Raw genomic sequence first — 12,484 nt, 5'->3', positions numbered from 1 at the left:
GATGCGGCTATCGCCCTGCCTGATCGCCGGCCTACTGCTGTCACTGTGCGTGGCGGCCTCCGCCAATCCCGGTGACGTGCAACGCTTCCCCGCGCCGTCGGGCAAGGCCACCGCGCACCTGCGCATCCAGGGTTCGACCGACAGCGAGGTATTCGCCGCGGTGATCGGCGATTACCAGCGCCTGCATCCCGGGACCGAGGTGATCTACGAAGACGTGATCGCCTGGGACATGTACGAGCGCTATTTGCATCCGCCCGCCCACACCGAGCGCGCCGACCTGCTGATCAGCGCCAGCATGGACCTGCAGGTCAAGCTGGTGAACGACGGCAACGCGCTGGCGCATCGTTCGCCGCAGACCGAAGCGTTGCCGTCCTGGGCGCAGTGGCGGCATGAAGCCTTCGCGATCAGCTACGAGCCGGCTGCCATCGTCTACAACACCAGGCTGCTGCCGGCCGGGCGCGTGCCGCACACCCGCCGCCAGTTGCTGGAACTGCTGCGTGCACCCGGCGCACCGCTGCGCGGCAAGGTCGGCACCTACGATGTCGCCCGCAGTGGCGTGGGCTACCTGATGGCCACCCAGGACAGCGAGCTGGGCAGCGTGTCCACCGCGTTGCTGGCCGCGCTGGGCAGCAGCAACGTGCAGCTCGAAGAGCGCACCGGCGTGCTGCTGGACCGCGTCGCCAGCGGCAACCTGTTGCTGGCCTACAACGTACTGGGTTCGTACGCGCAGGCGCGCATCGACGCCGGGGCGCCGCTGGCCATCGTCCAGCCAGAGGACTACACGCTGGTGCTGCTGCGCACGGCTGTGATCCCGCGCGCCGCGGTCCATCCGGTGGAAGCGGGCAACTTCCTGGACTACCTGTTGTCGCCACGCGGCCAGCGCGTGCTGGCGACCGAGGCACGCCTGAGCCCGGTGCTGCAGCAGGCCCAGACCGACGCGCCGCAGCGCACGGTGCGGCCGATCACGCTGGGGCCGGGCCTGCTGGTCTACCTGGATACGCTCAAGCGCCGCCAGTTCCTGGAAACCTGGCGTGCGACCGTGCAGCCCAATGCACCCTAGGCGGCGAGCGGTGAAACGCGGCTTTCTGTAGAGCGGAGCTTGCTCCGCTGCTTGTCGACGCCGTAGAAGAAATTGCCGGTCATGCAAAGCAAAATCAGCACGCGTTTCGTCTGTCCTGCGAGCATCCCAGCGGAGTCCCCAAGAGGGGATTGCCACAAGCTGCGCTCTACAAACCGCAGCGATGGTGTCGCCAACCATCGCGCTGATGGCCTGGCTACGACCGCCCGGTTGGACGTCGCGCCTTGACCAGCGCCACGTCGTTATCCACCGAGATGTCGTCCGGCGAACCCAGCCAGGCGCGGATCTGCATGTCGTCCACTTCCTTGTCCAGATCCAGCTGCATCTCGATGTGGCCGGACGGGTCGGGCAGGGCCCAGTGCTGGGCCAGCACCTTGCCCTCGCCATCCATCGCTTCGATCCAGAACGCGTGGTTGGGGCGGTGGCTGGTGTTGAGCGTGACCTGGTAGTGGCCGGGCGAGGTCTGGCGCAGGGCCGATCCCACCGTCACCGGCTGGCGGGGTTCCAGGCGTACGCCGGCCATGCGCTGCAATGGCGCATCCACGCGTACGCCGTGGGCCAACTCGCTGCTGCGATACAGGCGCGCGTCGCGTGCGTTGTTGAGCAACAGCACGCACCAACCGCTATCGGGCGAGTCGTTGTCGAAGGCGGTGCAGCGGTCCACGTAGGCCAGCGTGTTCTCCGGGCTGGCCTTGCGGAACTGGCGCGGGGTGTCTTCCAGGGTGATGTTCTTCAGGTTCCACTGCGCGTCGTAGTCCAGCAGCACCGGCGGGCGCACTTCCTGCACGCCGACCACGATGCGGTCGTCATGCACTTTCAGCGTGCGCGTTTCGTGGCCGGTCCACAGGCCGCGCGCGTAGGCCAGGTAACGCGGGTAATCGGTGCCGTCCTTGCGTGCATAGGCCGCGCTGGCGCTGTGTGCGTGCTGGGAGTCGAGCAGTGATCGACCGAAGCCGATCGCCTGCAGGTTGGGGTTCAACAGCGACAGCAGCGTGGCGCCGGAATCCAGCGTGCTGCCTGCCTTGGCCTGCACCTGTCGCGGCGCGATGTCCTTGCCCAGCATCAGCAGCAGGTTCTCGCGCGGCATCTGCTTGAGTGTGTCGGTCAGGTCGTTGGGCATGGCCAGGTGGTCGGAAGACACCACGATCAAGGTGTCGTCGCCCCACCGGCTGCTGCGGATCTTTTCGACCAGCTCGGAGATCAACCGGTCCGAACACTGCAGTGCATCGAGCAGCCCGACATCTTCCTTGAAGTCGCCGCCGCGGTAGCGCGTGCCCTTGCACGACACCGGCAGATGACCGGCCGGATGATGCGTATCCATGGTCAGTGCAGTGAGCATGAAGGGCTGGCCATCGCGCGCCAGCGCCTGGAACTGGTCCCACACCTCATCGAGCATCACATCGTCGTGCACGCCCCAGGCGGAGAAGTGCTCCGGCGTGATCTTCTGGCCCTTGAACCAGGCCAGGTCGCGGATGTCATCGTAGCCATGGCTGGCCAGGAAACTGGCCTTGCCGGCGAAGGCGCCATCGGCACCGCCGATGAAATCGTTGCGATAGCCCTGCGAACGCAGGTAATCGCCCAGGCACTGCGCTTCGGGCAGGAAGCTGGCCATGCGGCCGAAGCTGTTCTCGTCGCTCGGCGATGCGGTCAGCGGCACGCCGCACTGCGAGGACACCATGCCGGCGATGGTCCAGCCACCGCCATCGGCAGAGGTGATGCCACGGAAATCCAGCGCCTGCGAAGCCAGCTTGGTCAGGTGCGGCATCAGGCCGGGGAAGGTCTTCTGGTCGAAGTAGGTGCGCTCCAGGCTTTCGCCGTAGATCCACACGATGTTCTTGCGGCGCGGCAGTTCATCGCGCGGCACCCGGTACTCGGACGCCACCGCGTTGCCGTCGGCGGGGCGGGTCTGTCGATACAGGCGCAGGCCATCGTGGTACAGCGGACTGACCATCACCGCCACCACGGCCGCGGCCATGAATCCGGCGAAGACCGCGCGGCCGTGCGCTGCCTTGCGGAAACGCTGGATGCGGCCCAGCAGCAGCGGCGTCAGCGACACCAGCAACAAGGCGACATAGATCGCGATGTCACCGGAAAAGTCGGAAACCCCGGCACCTTCCATGCCGGCTTTCAGGTGATAGAGCGTGGCTGCATTCAAGCCATCGCCACTGAGCTGGTTGATGAACCACCAGCTACTCAACGCCACTGCAATCAAGGACAGCACACCCGCCTTCAACCCGGCCCAACGGCCCGATGCCAACAGCAAGCCCACCATCCCCAACAACGCGGCCGTCAGCATGAACTGGTGCATGCAGCCCGACTTCCATGGTTGGGGGAGGGGCCGAGATTAGCCTCACATCTTTTTGGCCTACAACTTTTCCGTGAACACTGCATGACGCGAGCGTGGCTTGCGGGTTGTTTCTGACGAGCTGGCTTCATGCGTTCTTTACAAAACGTTTTCCAGCGCATCGGTCGATGCGACGCGCCTGGCATGCGATGAGAGTGGTGAAAAAATCACCGATCGTCGATTCCCCGACGGCCGCTGCGTTAACGCGGTCTTGACGAAATGCCAGGGTGTGACCTGACGCCACATTTGCGCGAAACCGGGCCGGCCGCCGGCTCGCGCATGCCCGCCCTTCGGCGCCATCCGGCCTGGCTGACCTAGACTGTGCCGATGACACCGCCCACCCTGCTTGTCGCCGACGACCATCCACTGTTCCGCGCCGCGGTGCTGCACGCCCTGACCACGCGCTTCCCGGGCGTGGTGACGGCCGAGGCCTCCAGCGTCTCCACGCTGGGCGCCGCGTTGGAAGCCCATCCGGATGTCTCGCTGGTATTGCTGGACCTGGCCATGCCTGGTGCGCGCGGCCTGTCGGCGCTGGCGCTGTTGCGCGGCGAACGCGCCGACCTGCCGGTGGTGGTGATTTCGTCCAATGACGATCCGCGCGTGATCCGGCGTGCGCAGCAGTTCGGCGCAGCCGGGTTCATTCCCAAATCCTCGCAGGTCGAGACCATCGGCGAGGCGGTGGAGACCGTGCTGGCCGGCGGCACCTGGTTTCCGCCGTTGACCGCGGCGCGTTCGGAAGAGGATGCGCAGCTGGCCGCGCGTTTCGCCCAGCTCACGCCGCAGCAGTTCCGGGTGCTGATGCTGCTGGCCGAAGGCCTGCTCAACAAGCAGATCGCCGCGGCGCTGGGCCTGGCCGAGAACACGGTGAAGATCCACGTCGGCGCGGTGCTGTCCAAGCTCAACTGCCGTTCGCGCACGCAGGCGGCGGTGATGGTGCGTTCGCTGGAACTGGACGACGTGCCGGCCGCGGACGACGCGCTGTCCTGAAGCGGTTCGTACGTGTAGAGCGGAGCTTGCTCCGCTGGGGCCTTGCCGATGATCTGGCTGAAACGCAGCCGAGCAAGCTCGGCTCTACAGGGCAGCCCATCACCGCTGAAGCGATCTCCCACATGTAGAGCGGAGCTTGTGGCAATCCCATCTTGGGGACTCCGCTGGGGCCTTGCCGATGATCCGGCCGAAGCGCAGCCGAGCAAGCTCGGCTCTACAAGGGCGACTGCATGCGGCCGACGCGCTAGTTCAATCTGCCGGCCGCCATCAGCCGCTGGGTGACCACCGCGCGCAGCGATGCGGGCGCAATGGGCTTGGCCAGGAAGCCGTAACCGGCCTCGGCCGCCTGGTCGCGCGTGGCGCGGTCTGACTGGCCCGAGATCACCACCACCGGCGGCCGTGCGGGCCAGTGCGCGGTCAGGTGTTCCAGCAGCGAAGGGCCGTCGTCCTGGCCCAGTTGCAGGTCCAGCAGCACCAGGTCCGGTGCCGGTTGCCGGGCCAGCGTGGCCAGGCTGTCGGCATCGTGGGCCACCTGCACGCCGCAGCCCCAGCTGCCCAGCAGCAGGGTCATGGCCTGACGGGTATCGGCATCGTCGTCCACGCACCAGACCTGCGTGCCCTGCAGTGGCAGCGGCGCGGCCGGGATGGGCGCGACCGGCGCGGCCACCGGCGTCGCGGCCTGGGTGGCCAGCGGCACGGTGATCGAGAACACGCTGCCGTGGCCCGGCCACGAGCGCAGGCCCAGCGGATGTTCCAGCAGGCGCGCGGTGCGTTCGACGATGGACAGGCCCAGCCCGGCGCTGCGGCGGTCGTGGCGGATGCCGTTGTCCAGGCGTGCGAACTCCTCGAAGATCGCGTTGCGCTTGTTTTCGGGAATGCCCACGCCGGTGTCCCAGATCTCCACGCGGATGCCACCGGCCACACGCCGGCAGCCCAGCAGCACGCGACCGCGCGGGGTGTTGTGCAGTGCATTGGACAGCAGGTTCTGCAGCACCCGGCGCAGCAGGCCGGCGTCGGTGCGGACCCTTGCGCGGGTCGGCACCGCACGCAGGGTCAGGCCCTGCGCCTGGGCCAGGATCCCGAACTGCGCGGCCAGTTCGGCCAGCAGCGGGCCCAGGGCGATGTCTTCGAATTTGGCTTGCAGCACGCCGGCTTCCAGTCGCGAGACCTCCAGCATGCTGGCCAGCAGGTCGTCCTGTGCCGACAGCGCGGTTTCGGCGCGCTGCATCAGGTCGCGTGTCTCGCCGTCGTCCAGCCGCCCGCGCAGCACGCCCAGGAACATGCGCGCGGCATTGAGCGGCTGCAGCAGGTCGTGCACGGCCGAGGCGACGAAGCGGGCCTTGTAGCGGTTGGCGTTCTCCGCGCGCGCGGTGGCCGCGCGCAGGTCGGCGGTACTGTCCTCCACGCGTCGTTCCAGGGTGCTGGCCAGGGTGCGCAGGTCGCGCGCGGCGGCCACGTAGGTGGTGATGTCGGCGAAGCTGGTGACGAAGCCGCCATCGGGCATCGGGTTGCCGCGGATCTCCAGCACAGCTTGCCGTTGGGCAGTTCGCGCTCGTGCATGTGCGCGCCGCCACTGCGCAGGTGGTCCAGGCGACGCTGGATGGCTTCCTCCACCTGGCCCGGGCCCAGCCAGCCCTTGCGCGCGTTGTGGCGGAAGAAATCCTCGATCGGCCGGCCGACCTGCATCAGTTCGTTGGGGAACTGGAACATCTCCTGGTAGCGCGTATTCCACGCCACCAGCCGCAGCTGCGCATCGACCACGCTCACGCCCTGCGGCAGGTGCTCCAGGCTGGAGCCCTGGCCCGATGCCGCGGCGCGGGCCGCATCGACCAGGCCGTCCTGGGCCGAACGCAGCGCCTCGGCATGGTGGGCGACCATGCGTTCGAGTTCCTCGCGGCTGCGGCGGCGGTGTTCGGCCAGGCGCAGCCGCTGGCGCACGAACAGGCCCAGCAGGATCACCGGCAGCCAGCACGCCACCACCACCGCGGCGGCGCTCCAGCCGACCGCGCCGCTGCGGTCCCGGCGCAGCGCGTGCAGGGTCCAGTGCGGCTCGGTCAGCGGCAGGGATTTCCACAGCCACAGGCCCTGTGCCTGCGGCTCGTGCAGGCGCACGCGACGGTCGCCGTTGGCGGTGGTGTCCACGGTCTGCAGCCGGGCCAGATGCAGCGCCTGGCCGGCGTACTGGCGGGTGGCGCGCAGGTCTTCCTCGTCGCGGGCATTGAGCGGCCGCAGTTCGCTGTAGCGCCAGTGCGGCGCGCTGGCCAGGAACACGATGTCGTGCGCGTCGCTGAGCAGCAGCAGGTCGCGGCTGTCGCGCCATTCGGCCTGCAGCGCGTCCAGGGTGATCTTGACCACCACCACGCCCAGCCTGTGGCCGTGCGCGTCGCGGATCGCTTCGGAAATGAAGTAACCGGCCACGTTGGTCGTCACGCCGATGGCGTAGAAGGTGGCTGTGCCGTTGCGCATGGCGTTGCGGAAGTACGGCCGGAACGCGTAGTCCTGGCCGACGTTGCTGGTCGGCTCGTTCCAGTTGCTGGCGGCGATCGCCCTGCCGTTGTGGTCGATCAGGGTCAGGGTGGACACATGGGTGGCGCCATTGGCCACCACCAGCTTGTGGTTGAGCGCGTCCACGTCGATCGGGCCGGCATCGGGCTGCAGCGCCGCGCGCAGTTCCGGGTCCAGCGCCAGCACGGTGGGCAGCACGCGGTAGCGCTCCACCAGCCGCTGCAGCGACTGGGCGCGCAGGTGTAGCTGGTCTTCCAGCGCCCGTTGCTCGTTGGCCAGGGTCGCATTGCGCGCCAGCACGGCGCCGGTGACCGCGGTGACGGCAATCAGGGCCGCCAGCAGCGACCAGCCGGCGATGCGGATCAGGCGTGGGGACATGCGCGAAACCGGGTCTCAGGCGATGGCGGAGCGCGGCATGGTCGCATACCGTTGATCGGGGGCCGCGCCCGTGCCGGACGCGCCGCCTGATGCTGCGGGAGATCCCCCAAACCCAGCCCTGGCAAGGCTGCCGGCCTGGCCGGCTTCACCTGGCCGCGCGCGCTGGTGGGTGATTAGTACCAATGTGCTATCGGCGTTGGCCGGTCCAGCGGCTACGTTGCGCCACGTTCCGTGGGGAAGGCTGCCTGGCCCGCGCCCGCGTCCAGATCAACAGGGAGTCCACCGAAGATGCACGTTCCGAGCTCGGGTCTGTCGCCCGCCAAACCGCTTCCGTTCTACCGGCACCTGTATTTCCAGGTGGTGGTGGCCATCGTCATCGGCGTGCTGGTCGGCTATTTCGACCCCAAGCTGGGTGAAGCACTCAAGCCGCTGGGCGATGCCTTCGTCAAGCTGGTGAAGATGATCATCGGCCCGGTGATCTTCCTGACCATCGTCACCGGCATCGCCGGCATGACCCAGCTCAAGAGCGTCGGCCGGGTGTTCGGCAAGGCGATGATCTACTTCCTGTTCTTCTCCACCCTGGCGCTGGTCGTGGGCATGGTGGTGGCGCACGTGATCCAGCCCGGCGCCGGCATGAACGTCAACGTGGCCGACCTGGACCACAGCAAGATCGACCAGTACGTGTCGGCCACGCACGACATGACCGTCACCGGCTTCCTGATGGACATCATCCCCAAGACGCTGATCAGCCCGTTCGTGGGTGACAACATCCTGCAGGTGCTGTTCGTGGCGGTGCTGTTCGGCATCGCGCTGGCGCTGGTGGGCGAACGCGGCCGCCCGGTCCTGGACTTCCTCAATGCGCTGACCACCCCGGTGTTCCGCCTGGTCCACATCCTGATGAAGGCCGCCCCGATCGGTGCGTTTGGCGCCATCGCCTTCACCATCGGCAAGTACGGCCTGGACGTGCTGACCAACCTGGCCTGGCTGGTGGGCAGCTTTTACATCACCTCGCTGCTGTTCGTGCTGGTGATCCTGGGCATCGTCGCGCGCCTGTGCGGCTTCTCCATCCTCAAGCTGATCCGCTACCTCAAGGCCGAATTGCTGCTGGTGCTGGGCACTTCCTCGTCGGAGTCGGCACTGCCCTCGCTGATGGAGAAGATGGAACAGGCCGGCTGCAAGAAGTCGGTGGTGGGCCTGGTCGTGCCGACCGGTTATTCGTTCAACCTGGACGGCACCAACATCTACATGACCCTGGCGGCGCTGTTCATCGCCCAGGCCACCAACACCGAACTGACCCTGGGCCACCAGATCACCCTGCTGCTGGTGGCGATGCTCAGCTCCAAGGGCGCTGCGGGCGTGACCGGTGCCGGCTTCATCACCCTGGCGGCCACGCTGTCGGTGGTGCCGGAAGTGCCGGTGGCGGGCATGGCCCTGATCCTGGGCGTGGACCGCTTCATGTCCGAGTGCCGCTCGCTGACCAACTTCACCGGCAACGCGGTGGCCACCATCGTGGTGTCTCGTTGGGAGAACGCGCTGGACCGCGACAAGCTCAATGCCGCGCTGGACGGCAAGCTGGAAAGCGAGCCCGACCGCCTGCCGACCCCGGCCTAATCCGCGGTTCACCACGGCACAACAGGAGGCCGGGCCGCACGGCCCGGCCTCTTTCACAACCGGCCATGCGCGCCCGGCATGGTCTGATGCCGCGGCCGGCGCGCTCCCGCCAGATGGGACCAATGCCGGCCTGCTGCCGGTCCGGTCAGGGACGCAGCGTTAGAATCGATCCCTCGCCCGCTTTCTCCACAGACCTTCCTACGCCGATGTCCAAAGAAGAATTCAAGCAAGCCGCCCTGGACTACCACAGCCAGCATCCGCCGGGGAAGATCAAGGTCACCGCGACCAAGCCGATGATCACCCAGCGCGACCTGGCCCTGGCGTATTCGCCGGGCGTGGCCTATGCCTGCGAGGAAATCGCCGCCGACCCCAAGACCGCCAGCAAGTACACCGCGCGCGGCAACCTGGTGGCGGTGATCACCAACGGCACGGCGGTGCTGGGCCTGGGCGACATCGGCCCGCTGGCGGCCAAGCCGGTGATGGAAGGCAAGGGCGTGTTGTTCCAGAAGTTCGCCGGCATCGATGTGTTCGACATCGAGATCAACGAGAAAGACCCGCACAAGCTGGTCGAGATCATCGCCTCGCTGGAGCCGTCCTTCGGCGGCATCAACCTGGAAGACATCAAGGCACCGGAGTGCTTCATCGTCGAACGCGCGCTGCGCGAGAAGATGAACATCCCGGTGTTCCATGACGACCAGCACGGCACCGCGATCATCGTCGGCGCGGCGGTCATCAACGCGATGATCGTCACCGGCAAGAAGATCGAGGACGTCAAGCTGGCCACCACCGGCATGGGCGCGGCTGGCATCTCCTGCGTCAACATGCTGGTCTCGCTGGGCCTGAAGCCGGAGAACATCCTGGCCCTGGACCGCGACGGCGTGATCCACACCGGCCGCACCGACCTGGACCCGGACAAGCAGCGTTACGCACGCGATACCGACAAGCGCACGCTCGCCGAGATCGTCGATGGCGCAGACATCTTCCTGGGCCTGTCGGCGCCCGGGATCCTGACGCCCGAGCTGCTCAAGACCATGGCGCCGCAGCCAATCATCTTCGCGCTGGCCAACCCCACCCCGGAAATCATGCCGGAAGCGGCCAAGGCCGTGCGCCCGGACGCGATCATCGGCACCGGCCGTTCGGACTACCCGAACCAGATCAACAACGTCCTGTGCTTCCCCTACCTGTTCCGCGGCGCGCTGGACTGCGGTGCGACCGGCATCAACGAGGCGATGAAGGTGGCCTGCGTCAAGGCAATCGCCGCGCTGGCACGTCGTGAAGCTTCGGACCTGGGCGCGGCCTACGGCGGCGAAACCCCGAGCTTCGGCCCTGAATACCTGATCCCGCGTCCGCTCGACCCGCGCCTGCTGGTGGAGCTGTCCTCGGCCGTGGCCCAGGCCGCAATGGACTCGGGCATCGCCGAGCGTCCGATCGAAGACATGGACGCCTACCGCGACACGCTGAGCCAGTTCGTCTATCGCACCAGCCTGATGATGAAGCCGGTGTACGACCAGGCGCGCAAGGACCTCAAGCGCGTGGTCTATGCCGAAGGCGAGGAGGAAGTGGTGCTGCGCGCGGTGCAGACCGTGGTCGACGAAGGCGTGGCCTTCCCGATCCTGATCGGCCGCCCGGAGGTGATCGACCAGCGCATCGCGCGGATGGGCCTGCGCCTGGTCGCCGGCCAGGATTTCGAGGTCACCAACATCCATGACGACCCGCGCTTCAATGAGTATTGGCAGACCTACCACGCGCTGACCGAGCGCAAGGGCGTCACGGTGGCCGCGGCCAAGGAGCTGATGCGCTCGCGTCCGACCCTGATCGCCGCGGTGATGGTGGCCCGTGGCGAAGCCGATGCGATGCTGACCGGCATCGTCGGCCGCTTCCACAAGAAGCTGGGCTATGCGCGCAGCGTGATCCCGCTGGAGCCCAAGGTCAGCTCGACCTCGGCCATGACCGGCGTGATCAACCAGCAGGGCGCGTTCTTCTTCGTCGACACCCACGTGCATGAAGACCCCAGCGCGGAGCAGATCGCCGAGGCGACGCTGCAGGCGGCGTTCCGCCTGAAGCTGTTCGGCATCGAGCCGAAGATCGCGCTGCTGTCGCACTCCAATTTCGGCAGCCATGATTCCAAGGACGCGTTGAAGATGCGCCGCGTGCGCGAACTGCTGCTGCAGCGCAGGCCCGAGCTCAACGTCGACGGCGAGATGCAGGGCGACACCGCCTGGGACGAGGCGCTGCGCAAGCAGATCATGCCCAACAGCACCCTGAAGGGCCGCGCCAACCTGTTCGTGCTGCCCAACCTGGAAGCGGCCAACATCGCCTACAACCTGGTGCGCGTGTTCACCGAAGGCGTGGCGATCGGCCCGATCCTGATGGGCGTGTCCAAGCCGGTCCACATCCTCACCAGCAGCGCCACCCCGCGCCGCGTGCTCAACATGACCGCCATCGCCGCGGTCGATGCACAGATCCGCCAGCAGCTGGCGGCAGAGAACGGCGCCGGCTAACGCACCGCTTCGATGCGCAAGAAAAAGGCCCGGTTCGCACCGGGCCTTTTTGATTCCTCGCACGCGGAATGGGGCGCCATGTCGCGCACGTGCCGGTCAGACGACGATCCTTCCAGATCGCTCTCTTTCCAGATCGTCACCCTTCCAGTTCGTCATCCCCGCGTAGGCGGGGACCCAGCGCCTTCCGTGCAGATCGCGAACGGCATTGGGCCCTCGCGCCTGCGCGGGAGTGACGAAGCCATCCGCCAGCGGGCGCTTATTCCTCGTCGTCGCCGCTATCGGCGTGCTTCCAGTAGCCGGTCGAACGGATCCACTGCTTGGGCACGCTGCGATGGCCTTCCAGGAACTTGCGCATCATCCGCGAGCGGCGCGATTCGCAGGCGATCCACCAGAACGCATCGCCGGCGATCTCCAGATCGTCCAGTGCGTTCTCCAGCAGTTCGCTCTTTTCCGGCGCCACGCCATCGCGGAACAACCAGGTCACGCGTGCATCGGCCTGGGTCGGCAGCGGTTGCTGCTCTGACGCGTCGGCCACTTCGATCAACACCGTGGCCTTGCGGCCGGCCGGCATCTCGCCCAGCCAGCGGGCGATGGCCGGCAGCGCGGTTTCGTCACCGACCAGCACGTAATGGTCGAAGTCGTCGGCCGGCACGAACGAGCCGCGTGGCCCGCCCAGCGCGAACGCATCGCCGGCCTTGGCCTGCGCGGCCCAGGTGCTGGCAGGGCCATCGCCATGCAGGACGAAGTCGATCGCCAGCGTGCCGGCGGCGGCGTCATGCAGGCGCGGGGTGTAGTCGCGCATCGGCGAAGGCACCTTGCCCGGCGGATATTCCGGCCCGTTGGCGCCCAGCTTCATGGTCACGTACTCGCCTTGCGGGTTGGGGAAGAACACCTTGACGTGGTCGTCCGGCGCGCCGCTGTGGAAACCCTCCAACTCCGGCCCGCCGACGACGATGCGGCGCATGTGCGGAGTGAGGTCAAGCACGTCCAGCACCTGCAGCTGGCGGAAGACGACGGGGTGTTGAAGCCTGCGGCTTTCATGTTGGGTCATGGCATGGATTCCAGGAAAACGATGGGGAA

At 67.3% G+C, this 12,484-nt stretch carries 7 protein-coding genes and 1 pseudogene; 4 read left to right on the top strand and 4 right to left on the bottom strand.

The window, feature by feature from the left end; genetic code table 11:
- Position 1 precedes the first annotated feature (1 nt).
- Positions 2-1,060, top strand: coding sequence for an ABC transporter substrate-binding protein (locus O8I58_RS10260; RefSeq protein WP_298315282.1), 1,059 nt, complete (start codon positions 2-4; stop codon positions 1,058-1,060).
- Between the two features lie 214 nt (positions 1,061-1,274).
- On the opposite strand, the gene O8I58_RS10255 is transcribed toward O8I58_RS10260, so the two are convergent.
- Positions 1,275-3,386, bottom strand: coding sequence for a phosphoglycerol transferase I (locus O8I58_RS10255; protein WP_298315279.1), 2,112 nt, complete (start codon positions 3,384-3,386; stop codon positions 1,275-1,277).
- Positions 3,387-3,749: 363 nt separating this feature from the next.
- Between O8I58_RS10255 and O8I58_RS10250 the strand changes: the two genes are divergently transcribed.
- Positions 3,750-4,409: a LuxR C-terminal-related transcriptional regulator gene (locus tag O8I58_RS10250; protein WP_298315276.1), complete on the top strand. Its 660-nt coding sequence runs from the start codon at positions 3,750-3,752 to the stop codon at positions 4,407-4,409.
- 244 nt (positions 4,410-4,653) lie between these two features.
- Here the strand turns inward: O8I58_RS10250 and O8I58_RS10245 are convergent, their stop codons facing one another.
- Entirely contained in the window at positions 4,654-5,814 is a 1,161-nt protein-coding gene (locus O8I58_RS10245; protein WP_298322888.1) for a hybrid sensor histidine kinase/response regulator, read from the bottom strand.
- Positions 5,815-6,002: 188 nt separating this feature from the next.
- A pseudogene (locus O8I58_RS10240) lies at positions 6,003-7,292 on the bottom strand (PAS-domain containing protein); the annotation flags it as partial.
- A gap of 288 nt (positions 7,293-7,580) precedes the next feature.
- Between O8I58_RS10240 and O8I58_RS10235 the strand changes: the two are divergent.
- Together O8I58_RS10235 and O8I58_RS10230 are read left to right on the top strand one after the other, a co-directional pair.
- A complete protein-coding gene (locus tag O8I58_RS10235; protein ID WP_298315273.1) occupies positions 7,581-8,903 on the top strand; it encodes a dicarboxylate/amino acid:cation symporter in 1,323 nt (440 codons plus the stop codon).
- A 206-nt stretch (positions 8,904-9,109) separates the two neighbouring features.
- Entirely contained in the window at positions 9,110-11,404 is a 2,295-nt protein-coding gene (locus tag O8I58_RS10230; protein ID WP_298315270.1) for an NADP-dependent malic enzyme, read from the top strand.
- A gap of 256 nt (positions 11,405-11,660) precedes the next feature.
- On the opposite strand, the gene O8I58_RS10225 is transcribed toward O8I58_RS10230, so the two are convergent.
- The gene (locus O8I58_RS10225) at positions 11,661-12,455 is read right to left on the bottom strand and encodes a siderophore-interacting protein (protein ID WP_298315267.1); all 795 of its coding nucleotides are present in this window, start codon (positions 12,453-12,455) and stop codon (positions 11,661-11,663) included.
- Positions 12,456-12,484: the final 29 nt, after the last annotated feature.

Source organism: Pseudoxanthomonas sp. (assembly GCF_027498035.1).
Lineage (GTDB): Bacteria > Pseudomonadota > Gammaproteobacteria > Xanthomonadales > Xanthomonadaceae > Pseudoxanthomonas_A.
Note: the sequence above shows the minus strand (reverse complement) of the source record. Positions and strands in the feature narration are given on the sequence as shown.

Excerpts from the sequence above, each read along its gene's own strand:
- O8I58_RS10255 (WP_298315279.1), bottom strand. The coding sequence starts at position 3,386 with ATGCACCAGTTCATGCTGACGGCCGCGTTGTTGGGGATGGTGGGCTTG.
- O8I58_RS10225 (WP_298315267.1), bottom strand. The coding sequence starts at position 12,455 with ATGACCCAACATGAAAGCCGCAGGCTTCAACACCCCGTCGTCTTCCGC.
- O8I58_RS10235 (WP_298315273.1), top strand. The coding sequence starts at position 7,581 with ATGCACGTTCCGAGCTCGGGTCTGTCGCCCGCCAAACCGCTTCCGTTC.
- O8I58_RS10230 (WP_298315270.1), top strand. The coding sequence starts at position 9,110 with ATGTCCAAAGAAGAATTCAAGCAAGCCGCCCTGGACTACCACAGCCAG.
- O8I58_RS10260 (WP_298315282.1), top strand. The coding sequence starts at position 2 with ATGCGGCTATCGCCCTGCCTGATCGCCGGCCTACTGCTGTCACTGTGC.
- O8I58_RS10250 (WP_298315276.1), top strand. The coding sequence starts at position 3,750 with ATGACACCGCCCACCCTGCTTGTCGCCGACGACCATCCACTGTTCCGC.